Origin of the sequence: Flavobacterium sp. (assembly GCF_044360715.1) — a bacterium.
Classification (GTDB): domain Bacteria; phylum Bacteroidota; class Bacteroidia; order Flavobacteriales; family Flavobacteriaceae; genus Flavobacterium.
This window is the reverse complement of sequence record NZ_JBIKJY010000009.1, coordinates 1-18865: the sequence shown is the minus strand read 5'-3', so window position 1 is coordinate 18865 and position 18865 is coordinate 1. Positions and strand designations below refer to the sequence as shown.

Below are 18865 nucleotides of genomic sequence, written 5' to 3'. Positions count from 1 at the left end.
CTACAAAAGCCGAATATTTTTAAATATGATTTTTTTTAATATTCCTGTAACATTTTGATATAAATTACTACAAATGTGTAAATAATATGATTAATTATGAGTTTTTTTAAGAATGTATTTGCAACAATTGTAGGATTATTTTTGTTTGTTTTATTAAGTTTTTTCTTCCTAATAGGGCTTGGCGCTTTAGTTGGTAGTGGAGAAGATGAAGTGAAAGTAAAAGACAATTCGGTAATTCAGTTAGATTTATCGAAAATTAATTTTGATTATTCGGGTAAATATGATTCGGATAGTCCGTTTAGCAGTCTATTTTTAGATAAAGATAAAGTAGGTTTCATTGAAGTCTTAAATGCAATTGATGCTGCAAAAAGCGATGATAAAATTAAAGGTATCACACTCGTAAATAATGAATCGAATTTAGGTTTGGCTCAAAGTAAAGAGTTAAGAGATAAACTGGAAGATTTTAAAAAATCGAAGAAGTTTGTAATGGCTTACGCAACTGTTTTTTCTCAAAAAGAATATTACATTAGTTCTGTTGCAGATGCTATTTATTTAAATCCTTCAGGAGAAATGGACTTTAAAGGATTAGGAACTGAAATGTTATTTTATAAAAATTTCCAAGATCAAACGGGTTTGAAAATGGAAATTATTCGTCACGGAAAATTTAAAAGTGCTGTAGAACCGTTTTTAGCGCAAGAAATTAGTAAAGAAAATAGAGAACAAGTAACGGTTTTACTTCAATCTGTATGGGATAATATAGTTTCAGACATTGCAAAAAGCAGAAACGTTTCAGTAACTCAATTAAATGCGATTGCTACAGATTTATTAGCAAGAACTCCAGAAATGGCATTGGAACAAAAATTAATTGATAAAGTAGCTTATGAAGATGAGTTTAACGATGCTTTAAAATCTAAATTGAAAGTAGCGAAAGACGAAGAAATTGAGTCAGTTTCAATTACGGATTATGTGGCAACTACGTCTTTAAAATCAGAAGATTATACAAAAGATGATATTATTGCTGTAATTTATGCTCAAGGCGAAATTAATGGCGGAGAAGGCGATGTAGATTATATTGGTGAATTGTCTATCAACCGTTCGTTAAAAGAAGCAAGAGAAGATGATGATGTAAAAGCAGTGGTACTTCGAGTGGATAGTCCGGGCGGAAGCGCTTTGGTTTCCGATTTAATTTGGAGAGAAATTGAATTGACTAAAAAAGTAAAACCTGTTGTGGTTTCTATGGGTAATTTAGCAGCTTCTGGCGGCTATTATATAGCTTGTAATGCCAATACTATTTTTGCTGAACCCACAACAATTACGGGTTCAATTGGTGTGTTTGGAATGTTGCCAAATGTACACGGTTTCGCTACAAAATATGGCGTAAATGCAGAACAAGTACAAACGCATAAAAATGCAGTTGGGTATAGTATTTTCGAACCAATTTCAGAAGAATACAAAACGATAGCATTAGAAGGTGTAGATCGTATCTATAAAACATTTGTAAATCGTGTGGCAGCTGGAAGAAAAATGACATTTAATCAAGTAGATGCCATTGCACAAGGTAGAGTTTGGACAGGTTCAGATGCTATTAATAATGGTTTAGTAGATAAATTAGGAAATTTAGATGCTGCCATTGCTCACGCCGCTACTTTAGGAAAAACAAAAAGCTATAGAACAGAGAATTATCCCGAATATAAAAAAGATTTTGATGAGATTTTTGAAGCATTTGCAGGAGCAAGTATTTATAAATCTAAAGAAACTATGATGATAGAAGAATTGGGTGAAGAAAATTATAAATTACTAAAAAAATCAAAAGTAATGCAAAACAGAAAAGGAGTACAAATGTTACTGCCTTTTGATTTGAATTTGTAGTCGTTGAATTTTAATATTAAATAGTAAAAAACGTCATTCTTTTTAGTTTGGCGTTTTTTTTAACACGAATAAAGTTTTATATTCTTCACTTTGGTACTAAATTTGTAGTCTTTAATAAACCCCAAAAAAATAGCCTTATGTTGAAAAAAGTTTTAAAATGGTCAGGTATATCTTTATTGACTGTTCTAATTGCCTTAGCCCTTTTGCCTTTTTTGTTTAAAGACAAAATCAAATCAAAAATTATTGAATCTATTAATAAAAATGTAAACGCTACAGTTGCATTAGAAGACGTGAGTTTAAATTTATTTAAAAGTTTTCCAAAAGCAACTGTAACTCTTGATAAAATGAGTGTGATTAACAAAGCTCCTTTTCAAGGCGATACGTTGGTATATTCAGAAAAAATAGATTTAAAAATGAGTATGATGGAATTGTTTAATGGCGAAAAAGAGCCTATGACTATTCAATCAATTGGTACAGAAAACACTAAAATAAATATTCTTTTTAATAAAGACGGAATTGGAAATTTCGATATCGCAATAAAAAAAGAGGCGAGTGAAACCAATGAAAAAGAAAAACCATTCGCGTTAAGCATTCAGAAATATGAAGTAGAAAATTTAAAATTCACCTACAAAGATGCAGCGTCTAAAATGAAATTAGTTTTAGATAGTATCAATCATGAAGGCACTGGAAATTTTGAACAAGAGGTTTTAGATTTAGATACAAAAACTACTGCGAAAGTTACTTTTGATATGGATAAAAGTAATTTTATGCGAAATGTACCGATTTCATTAGAAGCTATTTTAGGTGTAGATTTAAAGAATAGCAAATATACTTTCAAAGAAAACAAAGCACAAATTAATCAGTTGCCATTGAATTTTAATGGGTTTATTCAAATGGTTGAAAAAGGTCAGGTATATGACTTAACGTTTAATACACCTTCATCAGATTTTAAGAATTTTTTAGGATTAATTCCATCAACATATGCAGGGAATTTAGCAGATATTGAAACGTCTGGAAAATTTGAAGTTAAAGGAAAAGTAAATGGGAACTTAACGGATACAACAGTACCTGCTTTTAATATTGAAATGTTGTCAAATAACGCTTCATTTAAATATAAAGAGTTACCAAAATCAGTAAAAAATATTTCAATTGATACACATATTGTCAACGAAACGGGGTTAATGAACGACACTTTCGTGGATTTAGATAAACTGTCATTCGCAATTGATCAAGACGTTTTTAATGCAAGTGCTCACATCAAAAACCTTACTGAAAATCCAAATATTGATGCTGCTTTAAATGGAGTAATCAATTTAGCAAATGTTTCAAAAGCATATCCTGTAAAGTTAGAAAAACCATTGAATGGGATTTTAAAAGCCAATGTGAAGATGGCTTTTGATATGAAATCAGTTGAAAACAGTCAATATCAAAACATAAAAAATTCTGGAAATATCAATGTAACAGGTTTCAATTATTCAGGTCCAGAAATGGCAAAACCTGTAAGTGTTTCTGTTGCGGATTTATCGTTTAATCCATCTAAAATTAACTTGAATAAACTGCAAGCTAAAACAGGAAAATCGGATATTAATGTGTCTGGAAGTTTAGATAATTTTTATGGATTTTTGTTTAAAAACCAAATTTTAAAAGGTAATTTTAATTTAAATTCTTCCTTATTTGAAGTGGCAGATTTTATGTCACCTACTACAACTACAAATGATGAAGGAAAGAAAACTACGGAACAAGTAAAAATTCCAAGCTTTTTAGATTGTACTTTATCTGCGAAAGCAACAACTGTTATTTATGATAATTTAAATCTTAAAAATGTAGCCGGGACTTTAATTATTCGAGACCAAGCTGTAAACTTAAAAGGGCTAACTATGGCTGTTTTTGGAGGAAAAATTGGAGTGAATGGAATGGTTTCAACAAAAAACAAAGTACCTACTTTTGATTTGGATTTGGGTTTATCTGCGGTTGATATTAGTCAAACTTTTTCGATGCTAAATACGTTAAAAACTATTGCTCCTATTGCTGATGTTATTAATGGAAAAATGAATTCAACCATTTCATTAAATGGGTTTTTAACTCAAGATATGATTCCGGATGCTAAAAGTATTTCTGGAGATTTGATGGGAAATATTTTACAAGGTTCATTAAACAAAAATAAATCGGCATTGCTCACTGAATTAGATAATAAAGCTACATTTTTAGATTTGAAAGATATCAATTTGAAAGACGTAAAAGCAGTATTGTCATTTAAAAACGGAAAAGTAGCTGTAAAACCATTTACCTTAAAACACAAAGATATTTCAGTTCAAATTGCAGGTTCTCACGGTTTTGATCAGAATATGGATTACAATTTGAAATTCGATGTTCCAGTGAAATATTTAGGAAATGACGTAAATAAATTACTTGCAAAAGTAACTCCGTCTGATGCTAAAAAAATAGAAAGTGTTCCTGTAAATGCTATGATGTCAGGAAATTTCAAATCACCTAAAGTAACTACTGATGTGCAACAAGCATCAAAAAATGTGGCTTCGCAGTTAATTCAACTTCAAAAAGAAAAACTTGTACAAAAAGGAACAGGGGTTTTGTCTACTATTTTAAATGGTAATAAACCTAAAGATTCTACAAAAACAACTACAAAAGAGCAAGTTGGTAATGCTGTAAAAGATGGTTTAAAAGGTTTATTCGGTAAAAAGAAAAACTAACTATTCGTAACATATTTATAATCATCGAAATAAATAATAGCTAATTTCGATGATTATAAATGAATAGTATTGATAAAATCTATATTAAAATAAGAAATAACATTTAATAAAAGGATAAACTCATTATTTTTTTCATCAACTTTGATAAAATTAAAACTTATTAATTATGAAAAAAATACTATTAACTACAAGTTTATTGCTAGCTAGTTTTGCATTTGCCCAGCCAGCTGCTACTTGTCCAGTTACGGGAAAAACAGCTGCTTCAAAAGATGCCGCACACGCAAGTGCCGAGTATCAAGCTATGACTGCTACACCTTCGCAAAGTGGAAGTAGTCAAGTAAACAAAAACAAGGAATGGTGGCCTAATCAATTGAATTTAGAAGTTTTACGTCAAAATTCAGAAAAGTCGAACCCATTAGGAAGTACTTTTGATTATGCTAAAGAGTTTCAAACATTAGATTATGAAGCTTTGAAAACAGATTTAAGAGCTTTAATGACTAAATCAGAAGATTGGTGGCCAGCTGATTTTGGAAATTACGGACCGTTATTCATTCGTATGGCTTGGCATAGTGCCGGGACCTATCGTTCAGGAGATGGACGTGGTGGTTCAAGAGCAGGTCAACAACGTTTTGCTCCATTAAATAGTTGGCCTGACAACGTAAATTTAGATAAAGCACGTCGTTTATTATGGCCAATTAAACAAAAATATGGAAACAAAATTTCTTGGGCTGATTTAATGATTTTGACTGGTAACGTAGCTTTAGAATCTATGGGATTCAAAACGTACGGATTTGCTGGTGGTCGTGAAGATGTTTGGGAACCAGAAAGCAATGTATATTGGGGTTCTGAGAGTAAGTTTTTAGAAAGCGCAAGGAGTGTTGAAGGAAAATTAGAAAATCCTTTAGCTGCTACTCAAATGGGATTAATTTATGTAAATCCAGAAGGACCTGCAGGAAATCCAGATCCGCTATTAGCAGCAAAAGACATCAGAGAAACATTCGGAAGAATGGGAATGAATGATGAGGAAACTACAGCATTAAATGCAGGTGGCCATACTTTTGGAAAAACACACGGTAAAGGTCCAGCTTCAAATGTAGGTTCAGATCCTGAAGCATCAGGAATTGAACAACAAGGATTTGGATGGAAAAGTGCTTACAAATCAGGTAAAGGAACAGATGCAATTTCATCTGGTTTAGAAGTAACTTGGACGGCTAAACCTACAGAATGGAATTATGGCTTTTTCAAAATATTATATGATAACGAATGGGAATTGACAAAAAGTCCTGCAGGCGCACATCAATGGATTGCGAAAAACGGACAAGCGATAATTCCTGATGCGTTTGATAAATCAATTAGACATATTCCAACAATGTTAACTACAGATTTATCATTTAGATTTGATCCAGAATATGCAAAAGTTTCAAAACGTTTCTATGATAATCCAAAAGAATTTGAATTGGCTTTCGCAAAAGCGTGGTTTAAATTAACACATAGAGATATGGGTCCAAGATCGTCTTATTTAGGGCCTGAAGCGCCTAAAGAAGATTTAATTTGGCAAGATCCAATTCCAGTTTTAAATCATAAAGTAGTTTCAGCAAAAGAAATTACGGCTTTAAAAGCTGAAATTGCTGCGTCTGGATTAACTATTCAAGAAATGGTTACAACTGCTTGGGCTTCGGCATCAACATATAGAGGTTCAGATAGAAGAGGAGGCGCAAATGGTGCACGAATTAGATTAGAACCACAACGTAATTGGGAAGTAAATAATCCTGCTCAATTGAATAAAGTATTACCAATTTTAGAAAAAATTCAATCTAATTTCAATGCGAAATCTAAAGATAAAAAAGTTTCTTTAGCGGATTTAATTGTATTAGCTGGAAATGTAGGTATCGAAACTGCAACTAAAAACGCAGGTGTAATGGTAGAAGTTCCTTTTTCACCAGGAAGAATGGATGCGTCTCAAGAACAAACAGATGTTAATGGTATGGCAGTTTTAGAACCAATGGCTGACGGATTCCGTAATTACATCAAAACGCAATATACTGTTCCAACAGAAACGTTATTTGTTGACAAAGCGCAATTATTAACATTAACTGCTCCAGAAATGACGGTTTTAGTAGGAGGAATGCGTGCATTGGGTGCGAATTACGATGCTTCTAAACACGGTGTTTTTACTACTCAAAAAGACAAATTAACAAATGATTTCTTCGTTAATTTATTAGATATGAGTACAGCTTGGAGTGCAATGGATGATAAGAAAGAAGTTTTTGAAGGAAAAGACAGAACTTCTGGAGCAACAAAATATACTGCAACTCGTGCCGATTTAATTTTCGGGTCTAACTCAGAATTAAGAGCATTGGCTGAAGTATATGCACAAACGGATAACAAAGAAAAATTTGTCAAAGATTTTGTGGCTGCTTGGACTAAAGTAATGAACTTAGATCGTTTTGATTTAAGAAAATAATACTACCATCAAATTCAAACAAAAAAAAGCTGTCCATTTGGACAGCTTTTTTTATGGATTATAAACCTGACAGGTTTTTGAAACCTGTCAGGTTTATTTGTTTATCCTAAAAACGGATAACTATAATGTTCTGGCGTAACTAAAGTCTCTTTTATTGTTCTTGGAGAAACCCAACGTAATAAGTTTTGTGCAGATCCTGCTTTGTCATTTGTTCCTGAAGCTCTTGCTCCTCCAAATGGTTGCATTCCTACAACAGCACCAGTTGGCTTGTCGTTTATGTAAAAGTTTCCAGCAGCATTTTGCAAGGCTACGGTTGCTTCTTCAATTGCATAGCGGTCTGTGCTTAAAACAGCTCCTGTTAATGCATATTCAGAAGTTTGATCAACTAAAGTTAATGTTTCCGCCCATTTTGCATCTTCATATACATAAATTGTAATTACCGGTCCGAAAAGTTCTGTTTCCATTGTAGCGTATTTCGGATTTGAAGTTAAAATAACTGTTGGTTCAACAAAATAACCTTTAGATTTATCGTAATTTCCACCAATAATAACTTCTGCATCGGAATCTTTTTTAGCTTGGTCTATATAACTTGCTAATTTATCAAATGAACCTTCGTGAATTACTGCAGTTACAAAGTTTGAAAAGTCTTCTGGTGAACCCATTTTCATTGAATTCACATCGATAATTAATTGTTCTTTTACTGCAGGCCACATAGATTGTGGAATGTAAGCTCTTGATGCTGCTGAACATTTTTGCCCTTGAAATTCAAAAGCACCACGAGTTATCGCAGTTGTTACTTGTTTTATATTTGCCGATGGATGTGCGATAATGAAATCTTTTCCGCCTGTTTCTCCAACAATTCTTGGGTAGGTTTTGTAATTGTGTATGTTAGTTCCAATTTTTTTCCAAATTTCTTTGAAGATAAACGTGGAACCTGTATAATGAATTCCAGCAAAATCTGGAGAAGCTAAAACCGTATCGGTAATCATAACCGGATCTCCAAAAACAACATTAATTACGCCGTCTGGAACGCCTGCTTCTTTAAATACATCTATAATAATTTTTGCAGAAAATACTTGGCTATCACTTGGTTTCCAGACCACTACATTCCCCATTAATGCCGCACTGGCTGGTAAATTTGCAGCAATTGCAGTAAAATTAAAAGGCGTTACAGCATATACAAAACCTTCTAAAGGTCTATATTCGACTCTATTCCACATATCGGAATTAGAGGCAGGTTGGTCTGCATAAATTTGCGTCATAAATTCTACGTTGAAACGTAAAAAGTCTATTAATTCACAAGAAGCATCAATTTCTGCTTGGTGTATGGTTTTAGACTGTGCAATCATCGTTGCAGCATTTATTTTTGCTCGGTAAGGTCCAGCAATTAATTCAGCAGCTTTTAAAAAGATTGCGGCACGTTGTTCCCAAGCCATATTTGCCCATTTTGTTCTGCTTTCTAATGCATTTGAAATGGCTTTTTCTACGTGTGATTTTTCAGCTAAATGATAGGTCCCAACAATGTGTTGGTGATCGTGTGGAGCCGACATATTTCTGGTATTTCCTGTGAAAATTTCTTCAGAACCAATGTATAAAGGTACATCAATTTTCGAATTCCACATTTTTTTATAGGCTTCTAAAACGTTTGTTTTTTCTGGAGAATTAGGTGCGTAGCCTTTAACTGGCTCGTTTACTGCTTTTGGTATATTAAAAAATCCTTTTAACATGTATTTGATTATTAGATTATTAGACAAATTAGATTTTTAGTAAAAACCTTAGACAAAAGTACAAAGGATAAATTGAATTCTAAAATAAATTATTCCTTCAGAAGATTTGGTTTCGTTTAATTTATGGCAAAGGGAACAACTAATTTAAAAGTTGGAATTTGAACCTTAAAAAAAGTATTATTTGAAAAATTTGCCATCGTATAAAAACCATTCATAGCCCCTATAGTTCCTTTTAGCATACAGCCTGAGGAATATACATATTTTTTACCGGGAGCAATTATTGGTGTTTGTCCCACGACACCTTCACCATCAACGGTTTCTGTGTGGTTTAGTGTGTCGAAAATTTCCCAATGCCGAGCTTGTAATTGCACCACATCTGAACTTAAATTTTCAATTGTGATTTGATAAGAAAAGGCATACAACATTTGATACTCTTTATAGTAAATGCCTTCGTAATTTGTAATGACCGAAATTTTAATATTACTTGTAATTTGAGTAACCATTTTTAATTTTAGTTAAATCTAAATTAGTTCACTATATCAATACTATTTGCTCTTCCAATTCCAATTATTCTATCGTAACGTTCGGCGCCACCACGGTAATATACTAAAACGATGTACTCATTTTCGGTTTGATAAAAATTGCCATCAATCGCGTTTTGTTCGTCAATTTGGCCTTTATTATTTACTAAGGTGTATTGATAATTGGTAAATCCTTGTTTTAGTAAGATGGGTTTTTCATATGTTTTCGTATCGGAATTGTATTCCATTTTGTATTCATCTGAAATCTGATAATTGTTAAACATTCCCGTTACATAAATTGATTTTTCTAACGGATTTACATCTGAAGCCAAACCAAAATACACCCAAGTATAATCTGCTTCAATTGTATTTTGAGTGGCATTTAAATTATTCACAAAAAAGTTTCCATTTATGTCTGGGAAATAGGTGTAAATTTTATTTTTTCGTTCTTCGTTTGTGTATAAAATGGTATTGTAAATATCCCCAGTAGTTACTTTAAAAACTGAGTTAGAAGCCCCTCGTATATTTTTGTTTTCGAAATTTAAAAATTCATTTCCAGCCCAAAATTGGGTTTCTTTATTATATCTGTAAATGAGTTGTGTACCAATTGTATATTGTGGTTTGATATTATGAATAGCCGAACTCAGTTTTCCGTTTTGAAAAATAGAAACTTTTACGTTTTCTTTTGGGTTTTGTAACGGTTTATCTTTATAATCGATAAAAAATTCGATATTTTGTTTTTTGTTTACGGTTTCCATATCGCGAGAACGTCTGATTGTAATACCTACAGCCGTATTGTCTTCGTATATGATGAATTTTTTTGAAAACACAATTTCTTGATCTTCATCGAAAATTTTTACAATATAATTCCCGCTTTTAATAATTTGATTGAATTTATTTGGAAAACTCAACGTGTAATGCGAGTAAATTTGCAAACAATTTAACGAATTTTGATAGTTTTGAATTCGTTGATTATCTAAACCGTTTAAGTATTCATTTTTAAGTAATTGACTTGGCGTCCAATCGTAATTGTACTGTTCAATAGTATAAAAATAATCTGCTTCGTTACCATATAAATCATCAAATTGTAAATCGAAATTTTCACCCAATCTAAAAAATGGAATCGTATTGTTTACATTTTGCGAAAAAGTAACCGTTTTAATATTGTAAGGTGGGACTACTTCTTTTTCTTGTGAAAACACGAAAGTTGTAGTCAATATGATTAAGATTTTTAATAATTGCTTCATAGATTTTATTTTCAATTCATAAAGATATAAAAACTAATCTAAAAATAATTATTTATATACCACAGGAATAATTTCACCTTTTGCTAAGCAATATTTTTCTACTAAATTAGAAGGAATTGTATTGGTATAATCTACTTCTTCTACACGGAAACCAATGGTTCTTAATTTATCAAAATAATCTCTTCCATATACTCGAACGTGGTCGTATTGTCCAAATATTTTTGCACGCTCTTTTTGATCTGTAATCGAATCATCTGAAAAAGTAACATTTCTTTTTAAATCTTGAGGAATTTGAAAAATCCCCATTCCGCCAGGTTTCATTACTCTGTATAATTCTTGCATTGCTTTGGTATCATCAGGAATGTGTTCTAAAACGTGATTACACAAAATAATGTCGTAAGCGTTATCCTGAAATGGTAAATTACAAATATCCGCTTTTACATCAGCCAATGGCGAAAGTAAATCGGTTGTAGTATATTCTAAATTGGTTTGTTTTTTAAAACGTTTGTAAAACTCTTGTTCTGGTGCAAAATGCAACACTTTTATTTTTTCTGTTGAAGTAAAAAAGTTAGTTTCATTTTGAAGATATAACCATAACAAACGGTGTCTTTCTAAAGATAAGGTGCTCGGCGATAATACATTATTACGTTGTGTTCCATAACCGTAAGGCAAAAACATACGAAAACTTTTTCCATCAATTGGATCCGTAAATTTATTTCCTTTTAAAAGAAAAGCAATAATTGGTCGTGCCACAATACTTAATCTAATTAAGATAGGACGCGGAATGGTATTCAGTATAAATTTAAATATTTTCTTCATAATGTTGTTACACAAAGAAATTTTGAACACAGATTTTCACAAATTTCAAAGATTTTATAAAATTAAACGTTTATATTTTAAACTATCTTCACCAAAATTGGCTAAAATTCCAATCTTGTTTTTAGAAGCTGCAAGATAGTTTAATACTTGTTTTGTTTCGCTACTTGTTAATTCTTGTATGGCTTTTAATTCTAATATGATTTCATCATAAACGGTAAAATCGGAATAATAATAACTTGACAATTGAATGCCTTTATATTCAATATTGTATTGATGTTCTCTAATATATGGAATGTTATTTAATTTGAATTCAATTTCTAAAGCATCACCATATACTTTTTCATTATGACCTTTTCCTAAATATTTATGTACTTCCATACATAAACCAATTATTTTATAAGTTTCGTCTTTTAAATAAAATTCATTCATACAATTATTCTTAACCAAGATAAAATAAATTAACTCAAAATTTTCTGTGCTAATCTGTGAAATCTGTGTTTTTTTTAAAATTATAAAACCAAAGGTTTCTCTCTCAATCCATCTTCTTCATTACTTACTATCCCAAGTGCTTCATATATGTATGCGAATGTTGATAGTAATTCTGGTTTTCCGTTTACTATAGCTACGTCGTGCTCAAAATGAGCTGAAGGTTTGTTATCTGCTGTTGTTATTGTCCAGCCGTCTTTGTGTTGCACAATGTTTTTTGTGCCTAAATTTATCATTGGTTCAATAGCTATTACCATTCCGTTGACTAATTTTTTTCCATTTCCACGTTTTCCATAATTTGCTACTTCTGGATCTTCGTGCATTTTTCTTCCTAAACCGTGTCCGCATAATTCTCGAACAACTCCATAACCGTGACTTTCACAATAGGTTTGAATAGCATATCCAATATCTTCTACACGATTACCCACTTTCGTTTCTCTAATTCCAATGTATAAAGATTCTTTAGTTACTTGTAATAGTTTTTTGGTTTCTTCAGCCACTTCACCTACCTCAAAAGTATAGGCGTGATCTCCGTAAAAACCATTTTTAAAACTTCCACAATCTACAGAAATAATATCACCATCTTGTAATGGAATATTGTTGGGAATACCGTGCACTACTTGCGTATTTGGACTCATACATAGCGAATTCGGAAAACCGTACATACCTAAAAATGCTGGTTCCGCACCGTGGTCGCGAATAAATTCTTCTGCTAATTTATCTAAATATAAGGTTGTAACTCCGGGTTTAATTTCTTTCGCAATCATTCCTAATGTTTTGGAAACAATCAGGGCACTTTCACGCATTAATTCTATTTCTTCTGCAGTTTTTATTATAATCATCTTCTTGATATTGAGACTGCAAAAGTAAAAAATTAATCCGGATTTGCTATTGTTTTAAACAAATCGGCATTGGAAACATAAAATCTATTTTCGATTGAAATTTTTGATAATTGTGCCAGAACTAAATTGTTCTCGCGTGTATTAATTAAAAATAACGAACTTTCACCCATATTAAATAATCGTTCTTCGGAATTTAATAAAGTTGAATTGTCTTTTACTAAGTCCGTAATTAGATCTTCTTGTTTTTTTAGCGATTGAATTTCGGCTTTTTGCGATTCAATTTTGTTCATTAATTGTTCTTTTTCAAAACGTAATCCAAATTTTTCTGATTCAATTTTTTGCTTGGTTAATTTTAAGCTTCCGCGTTCTTTTCTTAGAAATAGAGGTATAGCAAAATTTACTCCAAATTTATAATCCTGAAATCGAAATTCTTGAAATTGGTTTGGGTTTGACAAATAATTATAGCCCACATCTACTGTTGGTAGTAATTGATTGGCTTTTAATTTTCTGTCCACTTCAAGCATATTAATTTTATAGTTAATCGCATTTATTTTAGGATGATTTTCTGTTTGAAAATTTATTAAGTTCAATTCGTTTGTATTCAAATACTCCTGAATATTTTTAAATAAATTTATTTCTGGATACATAGTTTCTTCTAATTCAATTGGCACAGCATTGTTTGTCCACAAAAAATTAGATAATTCTAAACGCGCTTTCGTTAGTTTTAGTAGTGCATCTTCTTTGTTTAATCGTCTATTTTTTACGATAATATTTGCTTCTACACTGTCAATTGCAGCTTTATCTCCTTGTTCAATTAGTGTTTTAATACCGGTTAATCGTATTTCAGCATTTTTTAAATAGGTATCGTATAATGTAAATTCTTCATAGTTTTTTTTCCAATTAAAATAGGAAATAGCTGCTTGGTGCAAAACCTGAATGGCTTGTAATTTTCTTTCAGCGACACTTAAATTAATATTAATTTTTGCTTTTCGTAAATCGGCCATTCGTTGATTTATTAAAAAACCTTGTAGTAGTGGAATTGAAATTCCAGCATAATTTAAGCCATCTGTTGGTGTATTGTTTTGCGGATTTAAAAAAGAACCTTCGTTGCTTTCAAAACCGCCTTTAAATTCTATTCCGTACCAAGTTGGAATTTTAAATCCACCATTAAAAACGGAAAAATATTTTTTATCACCGAATTCTTTATTGTTAAAATCAGCTTCTAATTTTGGGTCAAATGCACCACGAGCCATTAATAAATTGGCTTGCGCTTGCGAAATTTCTAAATCGGCAATTTTAACAAGTGGGTGAAATTTTTTCACCATTCCTAAGTATTCGTTAAAGGACATTTCACTTGTTACTTGAGCACTAACAAAATTAATAGCGAAAAAGAATAATAAATAAAAGGTCTTCATTTTTGTGTTATTTTTCAGAAACATCTTTACTTTTTTCTTTAATTGTTTTGTAATAGTTTGGTGGAAATCCATTAAGAGTTCGCCATACTTCGAACCAAATTGGCACTTCATTTAATAATGCCATAGTTTGTGCTCCAGAACCTATGCTTAATTGTTTTGGCCATTTGTGTTTGTCTTCTTCATCTGGCGCAATTAAAATTCGATATTTTCCATTTTCAGAAATAAAATTTTCAATAGCAACAATTTTTCCTCCAAAAGTTCCGTAAGATAAATTTGGCCATCCTGAAAATACAATTGTTGGCCATCCATCAAACCAAACTCGTACTTTTTCACCTTTTTGAATTAAAGGAAAATCATTTGGTGAAACATACGTTTCTACTGCAATATCATATTTTGCTGGCATTATACTCACAATCGGCGTTCCTTCTTTGATATTTTCGCCTAATCCAGATTTTAATGCTCGGTTTACATAACCATTTTGAGGTGCAGTTATGTAATACATTCCGTTTCTTATCTTGTAATTTTGATATTGGTTTTCTAATTTGTTTACTTGCGCTTTTGTATCGTATTTATTGCTTTGTGCTGTATATTGATCACTTTGTGCTTTTGAGAATTTCTCAGAATACTCGGCATTAATTCGACTAATTTCCACTCGTGCATTTATCAATTCGTTTTCGCTACTTAATAGTTTGTTTTCTTGTGTGATGATTTTTGCCTCAATCTCTTGAAGTTTTAATCGTTTTTCTTCAACATCGGTTAATGGTTTTAACCCTTCTCTATTTAATTGAACGGCACGTTTAAATTGTGTATTGGCAATTTTTATCTGTGTTTTTATAGCCTCTAAATCCATACTATCGCTTTTTATTTTAAGAATAGCTTGTTTTATTTTGTTTTTGGCTTGCTTTGATTTTAAGTTTCTTTCATTATTTATTGCGCCCATTTGAGAGTCTAAAGCGCCCACTTTTCCTTCATAAGCATCAACAGCATCAACTTTAGCGTCTCTTTGATTTTTTGTGTTTTCTACCAAATTTGGATCTAAATAATCCTCTTTGATTTCCGATATAAATAAAATAGTATCACCTTTTTCTACATAATCACCTTCGTTAACATACCATTTTTCTATTCTTCCTGAAATTAAAGATTGAATGGTTTGTGGACGCTGATTTGGTTTTAAGGTTGTCACCGCACCAGAACCAGATATGTTTTGTGTCCAGGGTAAGAAAATAAAAATAACACTTACTACTGAAAAAATAATTAGTATTTTGTTCAGTATTTTATAATGCTTTGGATTATTAAGCTGTTGTACGGCACTATGCTTTTCTAGATTAGAAACTGGAATGCTGTTTTTATTTGAAATATTTAGCATAATTATATTTTTTTGATATCGTTACTAATTTTACCTTCACTTAACGTGATAACTCGGCTACATTTTTCTTTAAAATGAGCATTTTTAGAAACGGCTATTATAGTCCATTTTTGATCTTTATGTAATAAGAATTCAATAATTTTTTTAGCAGTATCCGAATCGGTTTTGTCTAATGCATTTTCAAAAAATAAAATTCTTGGTTCATTAATAATACTTCTTGCAATTAATATTTTTTGCATATTCGACGACGAAAGTTGTTTGCCATCTGAAGTTATTGGTGTTTCTAAACCTAAAGGCAATGTTTTGATAAATGAGGTTAAATCTACACCATCTAAAGCCCATTTTAATTTACTGTTTTCTATTTTTTGGTTAAATGTAATGTTGTCTAAAATTGTACCTTCAAATAGCGATTCGCCATATAAAATGCTACCAAAATGTTTGCGATAATCGTTAATATTTACTTTATTGTAAGTATCGTCATTGATAATAAAATGACCTTTTGTTGGTTGTAATAAGCCACTCAATAATCGGATTAAAGTTGTTTTACCTGAACCGTTTTCTCCTTCAATTATAATTCTTTCACCTTGATTAATTTCCAGGTTAATATCGTGTAAAACATTTTCATTTTCAAACTCAAATTTAAAATCAACATTTTCTAAAGTAATAGATAAATTAGAAAAACAAGAATTATTTTCAATTGAAGATTCACCATCTTGTTCTAATTCTAAATCGGTAATTTGTCCAATTTTTTCTACAGAAGTAAGCACATCGTAAAACGTTTCTAGTCCTAAAATTATTTTTTCAACCGAATTAATCACTAATAAAATAATAATTTCAGCAGCTACAAACTGACCAATATTCATTTGCTGATTGATTACTAAAAAGCCACCAATAAGAAGTAAACTCGAAGTAATTAATGCTTTAAATATTAATAATTGCGAAAACTGTCTTTTTATAACACTAAAATGTTTTTCTCTGTAACTTAAATATTTAGTTACCAAACTATTGTTTTTTTCTAAAGCAAAATCAAGATGATTTGGGTTTTTAAAACTAAAATTATTTTTTGCTAATTCTAATAACCAATTGGCTACTTTGTATTTCGATTTGGATTCTTTTAAACTACTTTGTAAACCCGCTTGATATGAAAATTTGAAAATTAAGTACAATAATATAGCCAGAAAAATTCCAAATAAAATAAAAAATGGGTGGTATAATGAAAGTAAAATGATTCCAAAAAATATTTGTAAAAATGCGGAAGAAAAATCAATTAAAAGTTTTGAAGTTCCTTTTTGTATAGAAATAGTATCAAAAAATCGATTTGCCAATTCGGACGTTTGAGAATTATGAATTTCATTAAATTTTAACTTCGGAATTCTATATGCAAATTCAAACGAAGAGCGTATGAAGATTTTTTGTTGTAAATTTTCTGAAATACGTAGTTGCATTAAGGATAAAATTCCTGCAAAAATTACCCCAATTACCACCAAAACAACTAAAACAATCCAAGACACACTAATTCTTCCTGCTTGAATGAAATTAATTATAGCCTGAATACCAAGTGGTAAGGATAAACTTATCAACCCTGAAAAAATGGCGTATGAAAATATTTGTACAATATCTTTTTTGTCTAATCTTAAAAGATTAAAGTATCTTTTTAATGGTGTTAAATTTTTCATCTTAAAAGGGTTTCAATTAAATGTATATAAAATTCAGAAGGGTTTACGTTTTCATTACAATTTGTAATTGTTTTTAAATGATTTTTTAGAAAATGCTGATGTAAAGACCCTTCAATTATCGAGGAAACCAAGCTTTTTGCAAAAGGGTAGTCAGGATTAATATCCAATATCATTTTTTCTATTCTGTAATTTACTTGTTTGTAAATTAAGAAAATGCCTTCTTTGTTTTCTTCGTCAACGTTCTTACTATATAACGTTTTTGTAAATTCTTCAATTATAATTTTGTTTAAAACAGCTTCGTTAATATGCTCTGTTTTGCTATCATCTTCTATAGACTCTGTAACAATTAGTATGGCTTTTTTAAGTTTTTCAAATTTATTATTGATATTATTTGTTGAAAAAACCAAGCGATATTCTATCCAAGCCCAATACCAAGAAGATAAATACACCAATAATTTATGTTTGTTTTCAAAATATCGGTAAATAGAACTTTCGTTCGAACCAATTTTTTCGCCCAACTTTTTAAATGTAAATTCTTCAAATCCAATTTCATCGATAAGTAAAATACTATTTTTAATAATTTTTTTCCCTAAATCAGACGTTTCAGGATCTTTTACGTATGTTTTCGGATTGACTTGTATTTTTATATTTGCTAATAAATCTTGCATAATTTAGTCTAAATTTGTTTCTTTTTCCCCCTTGAAATCAAACGAATAAAGCAGTACGATGTTTAAAAAGTCTCTACCTGTTTCATCATTAATTTTATAATCAAATTGATAAATATAACCTGTTTGAATGGCTAAATTTTTATTTATGTCAAAACCACCACCTAAAAATAATCTATTTCTTTCAAAAAAAGGTTCGTTATTTGTAAAAAATAGTTCATTCCATCCAAGTAGAAAATATTCTTTTTCTTTACTTTTTAATATTGGCACCTTTGCGCTTAACCTATATCTAAATCTGTTTCTATACCCCAAATTAGTATATCGTTGTTCAGCTCTATATCTATGCTCAACACTCATAAAATTAAATGGATTTTTAAATACTAGCTGAATCCAAGTTCTTATTTCTTTTTGTTTTATTGGTGTGGCAAAATCGCCATTTTCACTATATGTATTATAATTTCCAAATCCAGAATTTACATAAAAATTTGGTTTTATTTTGTAGGTAATTCCAGTTTTTACTTCATAATAATGAAAATTATCATAGAATTTTAAACTTCGCAACTGACTTTCAGCAAACACTTGCCATTTATCGTTAATTTTTAAGTTAATATTGGTTGTACTCCAAGTCCCTAACTCGTTTTGTGAATAACAAAATGTGTGATAAAAGATAAATAAAAGTAAGTTATATCTCATATTTATAATTTAATTTTAAATCCAAAATTTAAATTTAATATATCTGACTGGTTAATTTGCAACGGATTTTTTTCTATATCTAAATACTGTAAATGATCTAAACCTTTAATTTGATTTGGTAAAAAATTAAAATTATTGTTATCAATATAAAGTTTTTCTAAATTTTTTAATTTATTAAAATTGTTTGGTAAATGATCAAGCTTATCGTTTGATAAATGAAGTGATTTTAAATTAGGTAGTGAGGATAGCACACCCATATTTTTTTCTAAATTAAAATAAAGTTCGTCATTTAAATAGAGTTCTTCTAAATTTAATAAGTTTTTATATTCTTTTGGTATAATTTCAAAATCATTTCCACTCAAGTCTA

General features: G+C 30.5%; 14 protein-coding genes and 1 pseudogene. 3 read left to right on the top strand and 12 right to left on the bottom strand.

What is annotated here, in order from left to right:
• The first annotated feature begins 96 nt into the window (after nucleotides 1-96).
• The 3 genes from sppA to katG all read left to right on the top strand — a co-directional run bounded on the left by sppA (nucleotide 97) and on the right by katG (nucleotide 7041).
• Entirely contained in the window at nucleotides 97-1869 is a 1773-nt protein-coding gene (gene sppA / locus ACIQ16_RS04545; RefSeq protein WP_396149068.1) for a signal peptide peptidase SppA, read from the top strand.
• Between the two features lie 137 nt (nucleotides 1870-2006).
• A complete protein-coding gene (locus ACIQ16_RS04540; protein ID WP_396149066.1) occupies nucleotides 2007-4577 on the top strand; it encodes an AsmA-like C-terminal region-containing protein in 2571 nt (856 codons plus the stop codon).
• A gap of 166 nt (nucleotides 4578-4743) precedes the next feature.
• The gene (gene katG / locus ACIQ16_RS04535) at nucleotides 4744-7041 is read left to right on the top strand and encodes a catalase/peroxidase HPI (RefSeq protein WP_396149064.1); all 2298 of its coding nucleotides are present in this window, start codon (nucleotides 4744-4746) and stop codon (nucleotides 7039-7041) included.
• A 101-nt stretch (nucleotides 7042-7142) separates the two neighbouring features.
• Here the strand turns inward: katG and pruA are convergent, their stop codons facing one another.
• From pruA to ACIQ16_RS04475, 12 genes and pseudogenes are all read right to left on the bottom strand, one after another.
• On the bottom strand, nucleotides 7143-8768 hold the full coding sequence (gene pruA, locus ACIQ16_RS04530) for an L-glutamate gamma-semialdehyde dehydrogenase (protein ID WP_396149062.1): 1626 nt from the start codon (nucleotides 8766-8768) through the stop codon (nucleotides 7143-7145).
• Between the two features lie 116 nt (nucleotides 8769-8884).
• Complete coding sequence (apaG, locus tag ACIQ16_RS04525; protein WP_353077082.1) at nucleotides 8885-9271, bottom strand: Co2+/Mg2+ efflux protein ApaG; 387 nt, start codon at nucleotides 9269-9271, stop codon at nucleotides 8885-8887.
• Nucleotides 9272-9294: 23 nt separating this feature from the next.
• A complete protein-coding gene (locus ACIQ16_RS04520) occupies nucleotides 9295-10536 on the bottom strand; it encodes a DUF5103 domain-containing protein (RefSeq protein ID WP_396149059.1) in 1242 nt (413 codons plus the stop codon).
• A gap of 48 nt (nucleotides 10537-10584) precedes the next feature.
• Nucleotides 10585-11355 (bottom strand): class I SAM-dependent methyltransferase, encoded by a 771-nt coding sequence (locus tag ACIQ16_RS04515; RefSeq protein WP_396149057.1) that lies wholly within the window; start codon nucleotides 11353-11355, stop codon nucleotides 10585-10587.
• Between the two features lie 54 nt (nucleotides 11356-11409).
• A complete protein-coding gene (locus ACIQ16_RS04510; protein WP_291241225.1) occupies nucleotides 11410-11784 on the bottom strand; it encodes a GxxExxY protein in 375 nt (124 codons plus the stop codon).
• Between the two features lie 80 nt (nucleotides 11785-11864).
• Nucleotides 11865-12683 (bottom strand): type I methionyl aminopeptidase, encoded by an 819-nt coding sequence (gene map / locus ACIQ16_RS04505; protein WP_396149055.1) that lies wholly within the window; start codon nucleotides 12681-12683, stop codon nucleotides 11865-11867.
• Nucleotides 12684-12715: 32 nt separating this feature from the next.
• A complete protein-coding gene (locus tag ACIQ16_RS04500; protein WP_396149054.1) occupies nucleotides 12716-14098 on the bottom strand; it encodes a TolC family protein in 1383 nt (460 codons plus the stop codon).
• A gap of 7 nt (nucleotides 14099-14105) precedes the next feature.
• Nucleotides 14106-15464 (bottom strand): HlyD family secretion protein, encoded by a 1359-nt coding sequence (locus tag ACIQ16_RS04495; protein WP_396149052.1) that lies wholly within the window; start codon nucleotides 15462-15464, stop codon nucleotides 14106-14108.
• Nucleotides 15465-15466: 2 nt separating this feature from the next.
• Nucleotides 15467-17140 carry a peptidase domain-containing ABC transporter gene (locus ACIQ16_RS04490; protein ID WP_396149050.1) on the bottom strand — a complete coding sequence of 558 codons (1674 nt, stop codon included), beginning with the start codon at nucleotides 17138-17140 and terminating at the stop codon, nucleotides 15467-15469.
• Entirely contained in the window at nucleotides 17137-17808 is a 672-nt protein-coding gene (locus tag ACIQ16_RS04485) for a TetR/AcrR family transcriptional regulator (protein ID WP_396149048.1), read from the bottom strand. The genes ACIQ16_RS04490 and ACIQ16_RS04485 overlap by 4 nt, the downstream gene beginning before the upstream one ends.
• A 3-nt stretch (nucleotides 17809-17811) precedes the next feature.
• The gene (locus ACIQ16_RS04480) at nucleotides 17812-18498 is read right to left on the bottom strand and encodes a DUF2490 domain-containing protein (protein ID WP_396149045.1); all 687 of its coding nucleotides are present in this window, start codon (nucleotides 18496-18498) and stop codon (nucleotides 17812-17814) included.
• Nucleotides 18499-18500: 2 nt separating this feature from the next.
• Nucleotides 18501-18865, bottom strand: a pseudogene (locus tag ACIQ16_RS04475) (leucine-rich repeat domain-containing protein); the annotation flags it as partial.